20 protein-coding genes and 1 pseudogene are annotated in these 16,038 nt (G+C 33.0%); 2 read left to right on the top strand and 19 right to left on the bottom strand.

Annotated features, from left to right (window positions below):
• Positions 1-63: 63 nt before the first annotated feature.
• The 14 genes from recA to RYL55_RS06540 all read right to left on the bottom strand — a co-directional run bounded on the left by recA (position 64) and on the right by RYL55_RS06540 (position 10,530).
• The gene (gene recA / locus RYL55_RS06475; protein WP_315008148.1) at positions 64-1,119 is read right to left on the bottom strand and encodes a recombinase RecA; all 1,056 of its coding nucleotides are present in this window, start codon (positions 1,117-1,119) and stop codon (positions 64-66) included.
• Between the two features lie 83 nt (positions 1,120-1,202).
• On the bottom strand, positions 1,203-2,444 hold the full coding sequence (locus RYL55_RS06480; RefSeq protein ID WP_315008149.1) for a competence/damage-inducible protein A: 1,242 nt from the start codon (positions 2,442-2,444) through the stop codon (positions 1,203-1,205).
• A 57-nt stretch (positions 2,445-2,501) separates the two neighbouring features.
• Positions 2,502-3,089, bottom strand: a complete 588-nt coding sequence (gene pgsA, locus RYL55_RS06485) for a CDP-diacylglycerol--glycerol-3-phosphate 3-phosphatidyltransferase (protein ID WP_315008150.1) — start codon at positions 3,087-3,089, stop codon at positions 2,502-2,504.
• A gap of 10 nt (positions 3,090-3,099) precedes the next feature.
• On the bottom strand, positions 3,100-3,981 hold the full coding sequence (locus tag RYL55_RS06490) for a helix-turn-helix domain-containing protein (RefSeq protein WP_315008151.1): 882 nt from the start codon (positions 3,979-3,981) through the stop codon (positions 3,100-3,102).
• 66 nt (positions 3,982-4,047) lie between these two features.
• Positions 4,048-4,437: a hypothetical protein gene (locus tag RYL55_RS06495; protein ID WP_315008152.1), complete on the bottom strand. Its 390-nt coding sequence runs from the start codon at positions 4,435-4,437 to the stop codon at positions 4,048-4,050.
• Positions 4,434-4,988 carry a hypothetical protein gene (locus RYL55_RS06500; protein ID WP_315008153.1) on the bottom strand — a complete coding sequence of 185 codons (555 nt, stop codon included), beginning with the start codon at positions 4,986-4,988 and terminating at the stop codon, positions 4,434-4,436. The genes RYL55_RS06495 and RYL55_RS06500 overlap by 4 nt, the downstream gene beginning before the upstream one ends.
• The gene (locus RYL55_RS06505) at positions 4,942-5,367 is read right to left on the bottom strand and encodes a hypothetical protein (protein ID WP_315008154.1); all 426 of its coding nucleotides are present in this window, start codon (positions 5,365-5,367) and stop codon (positions 4,942-4,944) included. The genes RYL55_RS06500 and RYL55_RS06505 overlap by 47 nt, the downstream gene beginning before the upstream one ends.
• Positions 5,345-5,791 (bottom strand): competence type IV pilus minor pilin ComGD, encoded by a 447-nt coding sequence (gene comGD / locus RYL55_RS06510; protein ID WP_315008155.1) that lies wholly within the window; start codon positions 5,789-5,791, stop codon positions 5,345-5,347. The genes RYL55_RS06505 and comGD overlap by 23 nt, the downstream gene beginning before the upstream one ends.
• 26 nt (positions 5,792-5,817) lie before the next feature.
• Positions 5,818-6,111 carry a competence type IV pilus major pilin ComGC gene (gene comGC, locus RYL55_RS06515; protein ID WP_315008156.1) on the bottom strand — a complete coding sequence of 98 codons (294 nt, stop codon included), beginning with the start codon at positions 6,109-6,111 and terminating at the stop codon, positions 5,818-5,820.
• A 1-nt stretch (position 6,112) separates the two neighbouring features.
• Complete coding sequence (comGB, locus tag RYL55_RS06520; RefSeq protein WP_315008157.1) at positions 6,113-7,153, bottom strand: competence type IV pilus assembly protein ComGB; 1,041 nt, start codon at positions 7,151-7,153, stop codon at positions 6,113-6,115.
• Positions 7,131-8,189 carry a competence type IV pilus ATPase ComGA gene (gene comGA, locus RYL55_RS06525; RefSeq protein WP_315008158.1) on the bottom strand — a complete coding sequence of 353 codons (1,059 nt, stop codon included), beginning with the start codon at positions 8,187-8,189 and terminating at the stop codon, positions 7,131-7,133. The genes comGB and comGA overlap by 23 nt, the downstream gene beginning before the upstream one ends.
• A gap of 95 nt (positions 8,190-8,284) precedes the next feature.
• Positions 8,285-8,761 (bottom strand): VanZ family protein, encoded by a 477-nt coding sequence (locus tag RYL55_RS06530; protein ID WP_315008159.1) that lies wholly within the window; start codon positions 8,759-8,761, stop codon positions 8,285-8,287.
• A gap of 122 nt (positions 8,762-8,883) precedes the next feature.
• Positions 8,884-9,864, bottom strand: coding sequence for a rhodanese-related sulfurtransferase (locus RYL55_RS06535; protein WP_315008160.1), 981 nt, complete (start codon positions 9,862-9,864; stop codon positions 8,884-8,886).
• Between the two features lie 108 nt (positions 9,865-9,972).
• Positions 9,973-10,530, bottom strand: coding sequence for a GNAT family N-acetyltransferase (locus RYL55_RS06540; RefSeq protein WP_315008161.1), 558 nt, complete (start codon positions 10,528-10,530; stop codon positions 9,973-9,975).
• Positions 10,531-10,648: 118 nt separating this feature from the next.
• Between RYL55_RS06540 and RYL55_RS06545 the strand changes: the two genes are divergently transcribed.
• Entirely contained in the window at positions 10,649-11,368 is a 720-nt protein-coding gene (locus RYL55_RS06545; protein ID WP_315008162.1) for a Type 1 glutamine amidotransferase-like domain-containing protein, read from the top strand.
• A gap of 97 nt (positions 11,369-11,465) precedes the next feature.
• Here the strand turns inward: RYL55_RS06545 and rpsO are convergent, their stop codons facing one another.
• The 4 genes from rpsO to RYL55_RS06565 form a co-directional block, all read right to left on the bottom strand.
• Positions 11,466-11,735 carry a 30S ribosomal protein S15 gene (rpsO, locus tag RYL55_RS06550; protein ID WP_006702365.1) on the bottom strand — a complete coding sequence of 90 codons (270 nt, stop codon included), beginning with the start codon at positions 11,733-11,735 and terminating at the stop codon, positions 11,466-11,468.
• Positions 11,736-11,876: 141 nt separating this feature from the next.
• Positions 11,877-13,331: a polysaccharide deacetylase family protein gene (locus RYL55_RS06555; RefSeq protein ID WP_315008163.1), complete on the bottom strand. Its 1,455-nt coding sequence runs from the start codon at positions 13,329-13,331 to the stop codon at positions 11,877-11,879.
• Between the two features lie 18 nt (positions 13,332-13,349).
• A complete protein-coding gene (locus RYL55_RS06560; RefSeq protein ID WP_315008164.1) occupies positions 13,350-13,778 on the bottom strand; it encodes a Fur family transcriptional regulator in 429 nt (142 codons plus the stop codon).
• Between the two features lie 276 nt (positions 13,779-14,054).
• Complete coding sequence (locus RYL55_RS06565; protein ID WP_315008165.1) at positions 14,055-14,606, bottom strand: DJ-1 family glyoxalase III; 552 nt, start codon at positions 14,604-14,606, stop codon at positions 14,055-14,057.
• 152 nt (positions 14,607-14,758) lie between these two features.
• Here RYL55_RS06565 and RYL55_RS06570 point away from each other — a divergent pair, with 152 nt between their 5' ends.
• The gene (locus RYL55_RS06570; protein ID WP_315008166.1) at positions 14,759-15,604 is read left to right on the top strand and encodes a DegV family protein; all 846 of its coding nucleotides are present in this window, start codon (positions 14,759-14,761) and stop codon (positions 15,602-15,604) included.
• Between the two features lie 57 nt (positions 15,605-15,661).
• Here the strand turns inward: RYL55_RS06570 and RYL55_RS06575 are convergent.
• Positions 15,662-15,928, bottom strand: a pseudogene (locus RYL55_RS06575) (peptidase M42); the annotation flags it as partial.
• Positions 15,929-16,038 lie beyond the last annotated feature (110 nt).

The raw sequence follows: 16,038 nt of genomic DNA on the forward strand, positions 1-16,038 counted from the left end.
TGTCGAAATCAGGACGTGCTTTCTTCTATTTTTGAGACTTTTTGCCCAGTCTCCCGGCTATTACTATTCTTCATCTAATAAATTTGTTTGACCTAAATCCTCGACTTCTTGAGAAATGACTTCTCCACCAATATTATAGTGAGCACGAATTTTTTGTGTTAATACTTCAACGATTTCTGGATGTTCCGTTAAGTATTTCTTCGCATTTTCACGACCTTGTCCAATCTTTTCATCGTTGTAAGCGTACCAAGCACCGCTCTTCTTCACTAAATCTAAATCAGACGCCATATCTAAAATTTCTCCAATTTGAGAAATTCCTTCTCCATACATAATATCCACTTCAGCTGTTTTAAATGGTGGCGCAACTTTATTTTTCACCACTTTAATTTTAGTGTGATTTCCTAAAATTTCTGCTCCATTTTTAATTTGGTCACTACGACGAACATCTAAACGAATACTTGCATAGAATTTTAACGCACGTCCACCAGGTGTTGTTTCTGGATTACCGAACATAATTCCAACTTTTTCACGTAATTGGTTAATAAAGATGGCAATTGTTTTTGTACGGTTAATTGTTCCTGATAATTTACGAAGTGCTTGAGACATTAAACGAGCTTGAAGTCCTACATGAGATTGTCCCATATCTCCTTCAATTTCAGCACGTGGTACTAATGCTGCTACTGAGTCGACAATCACAATGTCAACTGCACCTGAAGCCACTAATGCATCTGCAATTCCTAATCCTTGTTCTCCAGTATCTGGTTGTGATAATAATAATTCTTCAATATTAACACCTAATGCTCTTGCATATTCTGGATCTAAAGCATGCTCTGCATCAATAAATGCTGCCACTCCACCACGTTTTTGTACTTCTGCTACCGCATGTAAAGCAACTGTTGTTTTACCACTTGATTCAGGACCAAAAATTTCAATAATTCTTCCTTTAGGGTATCCACCTGCTCCTAATGCAATATCCAATGCTAATGAACCTGAAGAAACAGTCTGAACTTGCGAATCAGCTTTTTCTCCTAATTTCATTACTGCACCTTTACCATAACTCTTTTCAATTTTTTTCAATGCATCATCTAATGCACGTTGACGATTTTCTTGATCTGCCATGTTAAACCTCCATGTCCTCTTAATTCATCCTTATCATACACTATACTCAATACTGAAAGCAAGAAAAACGAACATTTGTTCTATTATTTTTTTAATAAATATTTTCTTAGCTCATTTAACCCGTATTGAACCGCAAATTCACGGTTACCATTACGATTTCTTGCTAGATGTAATTCTATTATTTTCGTTTGATTGCCATCTACTAATGAAACAAATACTGTTCCTACTTCTTTTCCTTCCATTGGTGATGGACCAGCTATTCCTGTAAAGGAAATTCCTAAATCACTGCCAAATATTTTCCGTACATTTTCTGCCATCGCTTCGGCACACTCAGCACTGACCATTCCATATGTTTCTAAAATTTCTTGAGAAACTTGTAATTGATTTTTCTTTATAGCTTCTTGATAAGCAACACAAGATCCTAATACATATTGTGAACTTCCTTCAACAGAAATTAATGTTGAAGCAAAAAGCCCCCCTGTTAAACTCTCTGCAGAAGAAATACTTAATCCACTATGTTTTAATAATTCGCTTGTAATTGATAATAGCGTTTCATACTCTCCATATCCATAAAAATATTCACCTTCAACGAACAATATTTTTTCTTCTAATTCATCTAATAACTGTTCACACTCTTCTTTTGTATCCCCATTTGCGGTTAATCGAAGAACGACTTCATACATTCCTGCGTATGGAGCAATCGTTGGATTCGTTTGTTCTTCAATTAATTGTTCTAAATCAGTTACTAATCTAGATTCTCCAATTCCAAAGAAACGTAAATATCTAGATACAAAAGTTCCATCATTTGAAACTTTTTCTTTTAAATATGGAATTGCCTCTTTTTCAAGCATCATTTTCAATTCACTTGGAGGTCCAGGTAACACAATGAAAATAGTTGAATCTGTTTCTACTGCGCCACCAATGGCTAATCCATTATGATTTTTAAAAACTGTTTCACCATCAAAAGCTAATGCTTGCAGACGGTTATTAGGACTCATTTCTCGATGAGTTTGTTCATGGTATCGGATAATTTTTTCCATCGCCTGTCTATCTTCCACTAATTCCTTTTGAACAAACTTAGCTAACACTTGCTTTGTAATGTCATCTGTAGTGGGACCTAATCCACCACATAATATAATTAAGTCACTTCGACTATTCGCAAGTTGAATACTTTCCAACATTCTTTCAGGATTATCTCCAACAGTTTGTTGATAGTACGTTGGAATCGATAATTTTGCTAATTCTCTAGCTATAGTGGCACTATTGGTGTTAATCACTTGACCCATTAACAATTCTGTACCAACTGTAATAATTTCTGCTTTCATACCTTCTACCTCTCATTTATAAAAAATAAAGGCCGGGGTAATTCCCAGCCTCCACCATTAAACAGAAAATGAATCTGCAAATACATGTTTATTTTTTACAAAATAATCAACACCTGAATAAATCGTTGCAACTAAACAAATATAAACTAAAATAGTTCCAATTGAAAACGGCAATCCTTTTACTGGAAAATCATCAATCAGTAAAAAGATAATTGCTAACATTTGTGTTGCTGTTTTAACTTTTCCAGGCCAAGCTGCTGATAGTACTTCTCCATCATTCACTAATAATAAACGAAGCCCTGTTACAGCTAATTCTCTACAAACAATGATCGCTACAATCCACATTGGAATAACGCCAGCCCCTACTAATGTAATAAAAGCCGTCATCACTAATAATTTATCTGCTAGAGGATCTGCAAATTTTCCAAAATTGGTAATTAAATGATATTTTCTTGCTAAATAACCATCTAAAAAATCCGTAATACTAGCTATGGTAAAAATAATCATTGCCAACACCCAACTTACACTTAAAGTTGAATGAAAGACATGCACCATTCCTAAAATATCTTTTGGAAAACACATGATTAGTAAGAACAATGGAATCATGACAATTCGAGCAATGGTTAATCGATTGGCAATATTCATGTTATTCCCTCTATTCCACTGTAATATAAATAGCTGTTGCACTGACTCCATCAGGAATTTCAATTTCTTGTCCTGCTAAAGTAATCGTACCCACTGGAGTATATCCAAAGTTTAAAACAATTGAATTTGTTCCTTCTGGAATTGATCCTACCAATTGTTGTCCAGTTGTTGGAGCTCCATCAGCTACTACTTTCTGATTTGCCGTAATTCTTGCCCACAATTGTGTTTTTGCACGGTTTGTGACTACTAAGTTTGCAGGAAAATCTGCTAATTTTGCTGTATAGTACAATGAGTTACCATTTGCATAAGAATAACGAATTGTAGTTTCTTTTGTCTCTTTTGTTGTAGTTGTTGATTGAGTTGTTTCCGCAACTGTTGTAGTTGCTGTTTGTTCGGCTGTTGTTGTATTTTGTGCAGTTACAGTAGTCGTCACTACAGTTGGTTTTGCTGTTGAACGAGTATTCGTTAACGATTGTACAATTGCAAAAACAATTGCTACAGCCAACATTCCAAGTAAAATTGTTGGAAGATAGTTTTTCCATTGTTCCCACGCTTTATGAATAGACGTTTGGGAATCACGAGTATTAGACAAACGACTACTAATAAATTTTTTATCTGATAAAACAGATTCTGATTCTGGAATTCCTCCAACTTGTCTAGGAGTTTCTAAAGCAAATTCTTCCAATAATCGAACGCCATCCACTCCCACTGTTTCTGCTACTTGTTTTATAAATGCACGAGTATAAAACTCTCCAGGCATTAAATCGAAATCATTTTCTTCGATTGCGATTAAATATTTTTTTTGAATTTTTGTAATTTGTTGCAAATCATCTAAAGTATATCCTTTGGTTTGACGAGCACGTTTTAAGATTTCTCCAATTGTTTGTTCCATTTAACCACCAACTTTTTCATATTCTCATGAAAAGTATACCATAGATTGCATATGAAACAAACTCATTCACTGTGTTTTTTCGTCAACTTTCTTCTCATGAAATACAAGATAAACTTTTTCAGAACGAGTAAAACCATTTTTTAAATGAGCGGTTAAATCAAACACTTTACTTTTTTCATCCCATTTTATTTCTACATTTCCACTTGAAAAAGCTATACTAGTCGGAAAAATCATCTCATTATCTACTATTTCTAAATGACTTTCTAAATTTTGAGAGGTTAATTCTAACATCATTTTTAATTGATACGTCTCTTTCAATAAGCGATACTGATTCGCATTTGCTACTCGAATTTGATAAAAGGCTACTGTCACTAAACTTGTAACAAATAATAATGCTAAAAAAGGAACCACTAAGCTAGCTTTAATCTTTTTGCGATAAAAAATTTTTTCTATCATGGTAAGTCCTCCGTTTTTTCCTTTTTATCCTTAGGAGAAGGTGATTCATTGTGTTGTATCACTTCTTTTTCAATAGAAATCACACGATTTCCAGGGATGAAATAAGTTTCGAATGCTTCATGATTCCGTAGGATTCCTTTTAAACGAACACCATTTTGTTCTCCATGAATCAGCATTTTTTCGTAGCCTATTAATAATGGATGATATCCTTTCCCCTTTCCTTCTCCTTTGCTAATCCATAAAGTAGACTTTGATTGTTCATTTTCCGGCTTAGCTCTAATCAAGTAGGGTTCTTCCTTTATAGGACGTCCATCTTCAAATTTTGGTTCAAATGCAATAGTAGGTCTAGCATAGCCTTGTAAATGCGTATCCATTTGAGTTATCATCAAATGCCACTCGATATAATTCGGAACTTCTAATTGGCTTTGTACTTTCATTAATACTTGATAAATTCCACTAATTAGTAGAATGCTAACTGCAAAAATCGATAAAGCTATTAACTGTTCAATTAGAAGAAAGGCTGACTTTTGACGTAGATCCCATTCCTTCAATTTGAATCACCTCCTCTTGATTACAATGAATAGTTATTGAAGTAGGTGAGTTTTTTGAACTAGATTTGTAGTACTTGATTTCATTCTTATCCTTATTACTTTGAGTAGATTTCTTCTTTTTTGAAGTACTCTCTATCTCTTTTGTTTTCATAGAAGATGTTGCAGGCTTCGTCATTTCTGAATCAGGAATTGGAGGTCTTCTCTCATGCAACTTCATCAATTGATTCGAGTATTCATTTAAGGTACAAGTATTATTCTTCTCTCTTTTCAAAGAATCTCCTAATATGAAAGATAGTAATAATACGGTTAAAGTCGCAATCATTAATGCTAGGAGAGCTTCTACAAATGCATATGCTTTAATTTTTCGAAACTTCAACATAATACCTACCTCCACCTAATTGAAATGTAAAATGATAGGAATATTTTTTCCCATTAAATGTTATTTGCGAAACCTTATTAAATGTTGTTAAATTCCCAGTTTCTCCTTTAAATTGAATGAAAGGAATATTAGTTGTTGAAATGCTTTTTGGTATTTCTCTATCTGCATTTAATGATTCATTCCCTGGACAACTCAATCGATAATAATTTTTACTAGGAGTATTTATTTCTACTGTAGAACTATTCCCCGTTGCCTGTGCACTCGCCTGTACCAATTTCAAGTCATTCTCAAACTGCTTTATAAACACTCTTTCTTGATATATTTCTCCAAAATCCACTATAGCTGGAGGAACTAACCATAATAATACGATTAGAATACTGAGAGAAACAAGTAACTCTACTAATGTGAATGCATGAGATTTCATAGAAGTTCCTCTCTTAACTATTTTCATTAATCTTTAGGACTTTTTGATTCATTATATGCTTTCAATTGTTCAGCAGTTATATAATGCTCTTGTTCTAACTTTTCTGCTGTTGGCTTTTCTGCTGTATTTTTATCTAATTGATATAATTCTTGTTGATTTTTAACTACTTTCACAATCGCAGCATCCGATTTCTTTTGTGCTTCTTCCCTTTGTTTAGCAATATTTGGTATAATGAGTAGCATCATCAGCCCGATAATAAATAAACAAATAAGCAACTCAATTAATGTAAAAGCTTTTTTCTTTTTCAGTAATTTTTTCATTTTAATTTCCTCCTATCATTGTTAATGTTGGTAACATTAAAATAATGTACATTGACATAATCATGAGTCCAATTCCAATAAATAGAATTGGCTGAACAAGCATAATTTTCTTTTCCAGTGTTCCTTTAAAGTCTTCAAATGAATTTTTGGAAAATTGTCGCAATTTGATGTCTAATTGATGCGTTAATTCTCCTTGTACAATTAGTAAAATGAGTGGTTGTTGAAATAAATTCAATTGATGAATTGCACTTGAAAAAGAAGTTCCTTTCTGCATTTCACTTTCAATAAACTCAGCAATAGCTTTTGTTAAAAGACTTGTTCCTGCTTGTTTCATCTGTTCAACCATTTGTAATAAAGATTGTCCATTTCCTAAAAAATAAGCAAATTCTCTCGCATATAAAAATGTGTAATATTGACGTACTAAACTTCCAGCAATTGGCAATCGAGTTAAAAATCGGATACGATCAAGTAAGGTTTTATTTTTCCAAAATAAATACATAACTCCCACTATGATTGAAACAAACATACAAAATCCCAATACAATCCAAGGTAAATGTATAAATCCATGCCATATTAAATAAAGCATGACATGTCCTTGTAAACTTTCCACTTGAACCATCGATTGTAATTGTCCCAGTAATAAATAGCGAATCGCTGCTACCATACAAACTAGAAAAACAATTAAAATACACGGATAAATTAATACTTGCCGTAATTTTTTAATTTGTTGATCTTTTTGTGTTAAATATTGTCCAATTGTCCGACAAGAAAGTGCAAAAGAACCTGTCGACATTGATAAATAAATTTGAGAACAAATGGAATCGGAATACCCTACCAAATGTAAGACTTCATCAAATCTTTCCCCAACTAATAACTGTTCCATCAATTTCCCAATGGCTGTTTCTTGTTTAGGCAGGAGTAATTTGGTAAATTCCAATGTTTCTTGTAATGTGAATCCCTCTTCTAGTAATTCTCCTAATTGAGTTAAAAATAATGCTTGAGTTTTGTTAGACCATTTCTTAAAAGATTTGGTAGGCTTCAAAACTTTTCTTTGAAATATATCCAAGTGCATAAGCTTTCCTCAACTTTCTATTAAACGGATGTTCCAATGGATTTAAAAACTGTTCTCCTTGAATCAACTGTTGCAATGAAGTTCCATATGCAATATCAAATAAAGTGGCTTTTTTCGTTGAAAGTGGAATATGATTACAATGAAAGCAACAATGACTCTGACAAAGAGAACAATATCTCGGCACTAAACGCTGAGCTACAACAGCGACTAATGTTTGCCTTAGTAAATCTTTTGTAATCCCTAATTCCTCTAATCTTGAAATAACTCCTTTACAGTCTTTAGCATGAACGGTTGCTAGCATTAAATGTCCTGTTAGAGCACCCCGAATTACCATTTTGGCTATCATTTCGTCTCGAATTTCTCCTATCAACATAATATCTGGATGATGCCTTAAAGAACTTTTAATGAGTAACTCATACGTAATTCCTGCTTTTTCATTAATTTCTGTTTGTAGAAATAATGGTTCACTCATCTCCACTGGTTCTTCCATTGTAATCACTTGCAAATTCGTATCGTAAACACGATTTCTTAATAGATGATACATCGTTGTTGTTTTCCCGGAGCTAACAGGTCCTGAAAATAATATTAACCCACTCTTGTAATGCAACATTCTTTGAAGAAGCTCAATATCTCTTGGAAAATAGGTCGATACCTCCCCAGTTTTTTTCTCCTCCATTGATAAATGTAATAAACGAATGACTACTGAAGTTTGCATTTTAAAATTTGTAATGACCGATAATCTTAATTCAATACTTGTTCCATTCGTCAATTCATATTTCATTGCTCCACTTTGTGGTCTCCTTTTTTCCCCTACATCCATTCCAGATCGATACTTTACAAAGGTAATCCACCGATTAGCAGTATCCGAATCCACTGTTTTTAGTAAGGATAACTGTTCACCATCTCTTAAATAAAAACGGTACTCCTTTCCAAACGGTAATAAATGAATGTCATCAATGCGAAATTGGAGTGCAGCTAATAAAATTTCATTCGTAAGCTCCTCCATATCTCTCCCTCCTCTACAAAAAATTGACTAGTCACTTATATATACGAAAAAAAATCGAGAAAAAATTTTTTTCCTCGATTTTTTTAAAATATTTTTTATTTTTTTAAAAATCCTACTACAGATCCAAAAATTCCACCTAAACTATCTAATACCATATCTTGAAAAAGCGGTGTTCTTCCAGGCGTCATTCCTTGATGAAACTCATCCGTTATAGCGTATAATACGGTAATAAAAATCGCAATCATTAAACTCCATCCCGGATTTTTAAGATGAACTTTTAAGCCTCTCGTCCAATAATACCCAATGAAATAATACACTAAGAAATGTGCTCCCTTGCGAATAAAAAATTCAAGAAATTGAGCATATCCTAAGCTAGGAATACTAATGACTTTATCTGCATAAGTAAAATGAATTTTTGAAAGTACATCCGAAAATGGCTGAAATGGTAATAGTTGTTGTATTTTGGAAACAAGTGATTGATCATGATACGGCATTGATGAACTGTAAAATACAATTCCCATTAATAGAATGGCAATGAGAATCGAAACCGTCCCTCTAGTTGTTCTTGTCATAGAACTCCTCCTAATTTCTAGAATAAATTCATTATTGGCTACCTAAAACAAATTGTCAAGCGATTTTAAAAAACAAAAACTCTTACTATAACATTCGTTACAATAAGAGTTTTACTTTACAATTAAGCTTGAACTGGTAATTCTTCTCCAATCGCTGCTAAGCGTTCCATTACTTCTGCAGGAGTTAATCCTTTTGCAGCTACATAACGGTTTCTTGGATGAACACGACATTCAGAACTACATCCACCAATATATTTAGCTTCATTTTCTTCTGAAGTTAAAATTTGACGGTTACATTCTGGATTTGCACAGTTTACATAACGTTCACATGGAGTACCATCGAACCAATCTTTTCCGATTACAACAGGATTTACATGGTTGATGTCTACCGCAATACGTTCATCGAAAACGTACATTTTTCCATCCCATAGTTCGCCTTGTACTTCTGGATCCTTACCATAAGTCGCAATACCCCCGTGTAATTGACCTACATCTTTATATCCTTCACGAACCATCCATCCTGAGAATTTCTCACAACGCACGCCTCCCGTACAATAAACTACAACACGTTTGTCCATGAATTTTTCTTTATTATCACGAACCCATTGTGGTAATTCACGGAAGTTACGAATGTCTGGACGAATCGCTCCACGGAAATGACCTAAATCATATTCATAATCATTACGCGTATCTAATACAACTGTGTTTTCATCTAATAAAGCTTCTTTAAATTCTTTAGGAGATAAGTAAGCTCCAGTTGTTTCTAAAGGATTGATATCATTATCGAAATCATTATCTTCTAATCCTAAATGAACAATTTCTTTTTTATAACGAACAAACATTTTTTTGAAAGCTTGTTCTTCTTCTTCATCAATTTTGAACCATAAATCTTCCATTCCTGGTAATGAATGAACATAGTCCATATATTTTTGAGTTGTTTCATAGTCTCCTGAAACAGTCCCATTAATTCCTTCATCAGCGACTAAAATACGTCCTTTTAGTCCGATTGATTTACAAAATTCCAAATGATCTGCAGCAAATTGTGCTCCATTCTCGATTGGTACATATTTATAGTACAATAGTACTCGAATTTTTTTTGACATAAACTACCTCCAAAGTAATTTCTTATTGAGTGTTTATTATACCATCTGCACAAATCAATAGCAAAGAAACTGCTTGATATAAACTTTTAAATAGTTTCCTCACAAAGTTTACTTGTAATCAAAAAAGTTTTTCGGTTCCTCAATTGGACTTTCGTGTTTTCCAATCCATTTTTCCATCCAAACAATATGATACCATCGATGAAACTTATATCCACATCGTTTAAACTCTCCTACCAAGCGATATCCCATATATTCATGATATTGTACACTATTATTTGTTAAATATTCATCTTCCACTTCTGGAGTCGCAATACAAGCATAAACATTTTGGTAGCCTAATTCTTGTAATTTTCCTTCCATCAATTGATATAATTTTTTCCCATACCCTTTTTTCTGCTGCCCTTGTTTTAAATAAATGCTAATTTCTACAGACCACGAGAATGCTTTTCTACTAGCAAATGGTCCTGCATAAGCATATCCTAGCACTTCTCCCTCTTCTTCTACTACATAATAGGGAAATCTTTCAAGAGTCGTTTGGATTCTTCTTTCGAATTCTTCCACACTAGGAACCTCATATTCAAACGTAATGGCTGTTTTTTCTACATAATATCGATAAATTTCAACTAATGCGGCTGCATCTTCTATTGTCGCTACTCTAATTGTCATTCAAAAATCCTTTCGTCTTTCCATTTCTATTTTTATGGTAGTATACCACAGCTTGATTCTTGACAAAAAATTTTTTCTCTCTTAGGCTATGCTTATAGAACTCGAAAGGATGAATCTTATGAAATATTTTTTAACAAGTAGTGCAAGTATTCCTGAATCTTATAAAGTAAACTCCGCTAATGGTTTCATTGAAAACTTAAAAAATGCACTTGGCAAAACAACAATTAAAACCTTATATATTTCATCTGACCCAGATGCATATGAATTAACAGATGACTTTTCTTCTTATACAAAATTAGGATTTGAAGAAGTTGGCCTTCATTTTGATCCTTTTATTATTTTTGATCACCGTCAAACAGTAGATGTTCAAGAATATTTAAACGAAGTAGATTTAGTCATTTTATCAGGTGGTCATGTTCCTACACAAAATCAGTTTTTTCAAGAAATTCAATTAGCTAAAAAAATTCAGTTTTTTGAAGGAGTCATTATTGGCATTAGCGCTGGAACAATGAATGCTGCAGAGACTGTTTACGCTCATCCTGAATTAGAAGGGGAAAGTATTGATCCAGAATATCAAAGATATCTAACAGGTTTAGGACTGACAACGAAGCAAGTCATTCCTCATTATAATTTTTTAAAACATGAATATTTAGATGGAAAACATGTCCTTAAAGAAATCGCTACAGAAGATAGCGTGAATCAAGCATTTTACATTTTCCCAGATGGAACTTATATTTATGGACATGATGGAATAGAAGAATTATACGGAGAAGCTTATCTCTTAAAAGATAAAATTTTCAAAAAAATCAATACAAATGATCAAATTATTTCACTTTAAACAATCATTACCCTATTAAGACGACTTCGGTCGTCTTTTTTTCATAAAAAAAAACCCCATCGAAAATCGATGGAGTGAGACTTGTTGAATCTTTTGATTAACGACGTAAACCTAAACGGTTGATTAATTCACGGTAACGTTGGATATCTTTGTTACGTAAGTAAGCTAATAAGTTACGACGGTGACCAACTTTTTTCAATAAACCACGGTTTGAGTGGTAGTCTTTTTTGTGTACACGAATATGATCGTTTAAGTGATTGATTTCATAAGTAAGTACAGCAATTTGTACTTCTGGTGAACCAGTATCTCCTTCTTTAATCGCGTACTCTTTGATGATTGCGTTTTTTTGTTCTTTAGAAATAGCCATTTCTAAACACCTCTTTCTTATATTATTCCTTCTACTGAGTAAAACGTTGGTGAATCGTAAAACTCGGTACAAGGTCCGTGTTAAAACACATTAATAGATTAACGTAACTCTATCAAAAAATCAAGTAATTTGATAAGTTTATTATTGAACTTCTTTATGTGATTTTCTATCGAAGTATACATGATTTGGTAACATTGCTTGTCCACCCATTAATTCTTCAATTGAACCAATCTCATATCCTTCCTGTTGTAAGAAATCTAATAATCGAGGTAAAGCTTCAACTGTTTCTGGATGAATATCATGCATTAAAATAATCGAACCATTATAAGTTCCTTCTCTTACTTCTTGAAGAATACTGTTAACATTACGACTCTTCCAATCTAAAGTATCTACAGACCAATTTAAAATAGCAATGCCTGCTTGCTCTGCAACCATACGGTCAAATCCACCATATGGAGGTCTTAAAGTTGTTGGACGAATTCCTCCAGTAGCATCTCCAATTAATTTTTGAGTATCTGCTACTTGTTGATGAACACCTTCAGGAGTTAATGTTGTTAATAATGGATGGCTATATGAGTGATTTCCTACTTGATGGCCTTGTTCCACAATTTGTTTAATAATATCTTCATTACCCGGAACATGTTTTCCCATAATATAGAATGTTGCATGAACTCCATATCGTTTTAAAATATCTAAAACTTTCGGAGTCAACTCACTACTTGGACCATCATCAAAACTAATCGCCACACGTTTTTCATTTAAACGTTCCTCTAATTGATTTTTCCAATTTTGGTAAGCTTCTTGTTGACTTTCAGGAATTCGATCACTCTTTAAAATTGGAAATAGTTCTTGGAACGCAAATGAAATTTGGCGTAACGTTTCTCCGTTGCTAGTTTGGATAGGTTCTTTCAAGTTAAATCTAAACCCATTTTGAATAATAGAAGCATCTAAATTCTTCCAATTTTCATATGCAAATTCTTTTAATAACTGTTCCGTTTGTTCCTCTGATAACGATTGTTCCTTAGCAACTTTCATTGCTTTTTTTACGAAATGGTTCGTAACTTCTAAATCGTTAACAAATAACTCTCCAATTACCGCAGTACCAGATTTTTCTTTTCCTTCTAATTGGTGATTTAATTCATCATAAACTACTTGTTCCAATCCTTTTTTTGTTTCTTGATAAACAGATTGGTAATAATACACATCTTTAACACCTGTTAAAACATGAGATTGATAAACTTTTAAATAAACCCATGTACGTTTTGATTCATTCTTATATTGTTCTTTAACTTTTTCTAATAATGTATCTAATTCTTTTTGAATAGGCTCTACAATTTGTTGATTAACAGTAGGATAGGATACTGTAAACACAGTATTTCCAATTGTCTGAGTTTGAACTTCTACAGCTTCATTATATTGCTTGGCATCAGCTTCTTCTGCCTTCTTCATAATGGCTTCATTTCTACGAATAAAATGATTTTTCGCTAAACTACTTACAACAAACCACTCAACTAATACTAAAAATACTATCATGAAAGCTACTGCAATCATTTGAGGTAGTTCAAATTTTTTGATTCCTTTCATTTCTTTCTTCATATAACCTCTTCCTAATCTCTACATTTTATCTTGACAATTTGGACAAATTCCAAATACTTCCATTCGATGCCCTTGGACTTTATAGCCTGTTAATTCTTCCGCAACAGATTCTACATCCTCAATTAACGGATAAAATAAATCTTCCACACGTCCGCATAATTGGCACACAACATGATAATGTTTCCCAATATTAAAATCATATCTACTAGCATCATCTCCATACGTTAATTCTAGTAAATATCCTTCATCTGTTAACTTATTTAAATTATTATAAACGGTTGCCATACTAATATTTGGATCTTTTGCAACAATGGCAGTATAAACATCTTCTGCAGTAGGATGATGGGCCTCTGCTAAATAATCTAAAATGGCTATTCTTTGAGTTGTCATTCTAACGCCATCTTCTCTTAACTTTTCTTTTAATTGTTTCAGTTCTTTTTCGTGCATAGAAACCCTTCTCTATTCTTTAATCTTCGGATAAATTCTTCTATGATAACATCTTTTTGTAATATTGTAACATATTTGTAACAATTTTACTAGAGCTAAAATAATCCATAGCTTCGAATTACCATAGTCCGTCTTATTATACTAACAACCTATGAAACAAGCAAATAACAGTATCAAAAACTAAATAAAAAATGGATAAGAATCTTAAATACTTTATTCAGATTCATCCATTTTAATGAAAAAATATTTTTTTAATGATGTTGAATGGAGATTACCTTATTGTACCAAACGATAATATCCCATTGCTTCTCTTAGTGGTATTGCATCAATCCCTAAAGCTTCAACAATTGTATAAGAAAATTCAAAAGCTGCAGCAGGACCTGATCCAGTAATCACTCGTTCATCTTGATGCACGAGCTCTCCTGTATAATGCCCATCTTGAATTTGGTTTTCAAAACCTGGGTAACAAGTATAATTGCGATTTTTTAAAGCACCTGAATTCTCAATCGCAATCGGTGCAGCACAATTGGCTGCAATCAATTTTCCAGCATCATAATGAAGTTTGACAAAATCTTGCACTTCTTGATGATCTTTTAATAATTTTGCTCCTGGCATACCACCGGGTAAAATAACAATATCATATAATTCATTTTTCACAGCTACTAATTCTTTATCTGTAGAAATAGTTAAATCATGGGAACCCGTTGCCTCATTTCCCAATACTCCAATGATATCTACTTCTACTCCTGCACGACGTAAAATATCCATTGGAACTATGGCCTCAATTTCTTCAAAACCTGTGGTTAATACAATTGCTGCTCTTTTCATTGGAATTCCTCCTTACTATTCTTCCATTTTATTTTACTGATTTTTATACTTATTTTCAACCGTGATAGCGTTTCAGTTATAAATTGACATTTCAACTTTTTATCAGTATATTGAATTCATTAAATGAAAATATAATCCCTAGGAGGAAACAAATGACTTGGAAAATTATTACAGATTCTGGTTGTGATATTAAACACTTAGAATCTTTACCTGAGCATTGTACTTATGTGAACGTTCCTTTAACCATTCATGTAGGTGAGGAAGAATTTATTGATAATGAAACATTAGAAATTGATCAAATGATGGTTAAAATGTATGCCTATGAAGGAAAAACCTCTTCATCTTGTCCAAGCCCTGAGAGCTATTTACAATCATTTGAAGGTGCCGATAATATTATTGTCGTAACCATTACTGGTGCTTTATCTGGAAGCCATAATAGTGCACAATTAGCAAAAAAAATGTACTTAGAAGAACATCCTGAAACAAAGATTGAAATTATTGACAGCTTATCAGCCAGTGGAGAAATGGTATTAATCACACAAGCCATTGCAAACTTCATTAAAGAAGACCCTTCTTTTGAAGTAGTTGTTGAAAAAGCTCGTAATTATCATTCAAAAACTAAACTATTATTTGCTCTAGCAAGTGTCGATAATTTAGTAAAAAATGGTCGTCTTAGCAAATTAGTTGGACGTGTCGTTGGATTATTAAATATTCGTATGGTTGGACAAGCTAGCACAGAAGGAACATTAGAATTACTTCATAAATCACGTGGACAAAAACGTGCGGTTTCAGCCATTTGGGATGAAATGAAAAAGAACAATTACCAAGGTGGACGTGTTGCTATTAGTCATTGTGACAATCCAGAAATTTGCGCCATGATTACAACAGCGATTCACTCTGAATTCCCTAACGCAGATGTTCAAGCTTATCCTACTAGTGGATTATGTAGCTACTATGCTGAACAAGGCGGGATTTTAATGGGATACGAAATTCATTAATTGAAGTCTATAAGATAAAAACAAACGACTCCTATCGAACGATAAGAGTCGTTTTTATTATACTAATTCACTTTTCAAATAAGCATCTACTAAAGCTTCAGTTGCTTGAATTGATTTAATATGAGTTCTTTCGTATGAATGACTTGATTCAATTCCTGCTCCTAATAAAGCATGTTTGACATCTGCTCCTGCACGCATGGCTGCTGAAGCATCACTTCCATAAAATGGATAAATATCTAAACGATAGTCAATTTCATTTTCTTTTGCTAAGTCTACTAAATGTTGACGTAGCGTATAATTATAAGGACCAGAACCATCTTTTATTTATGACTACTTTACTAATAATCTTCATCAATCACTCCTCGATTAACTTTACAATATTATTATATTCTTAACTAATGAAAAGTAATTCGTAGTCCGTCCATTCTTTCACA

It is taken from the genome of uncultured Granulicatella sp., from assembly GCF_963515615.1.
Taxonomy (GTDB): Bacteria; Bacillota; Bacilli; order Lactobacillales; family Aerococcaceae; genus Granulicatella.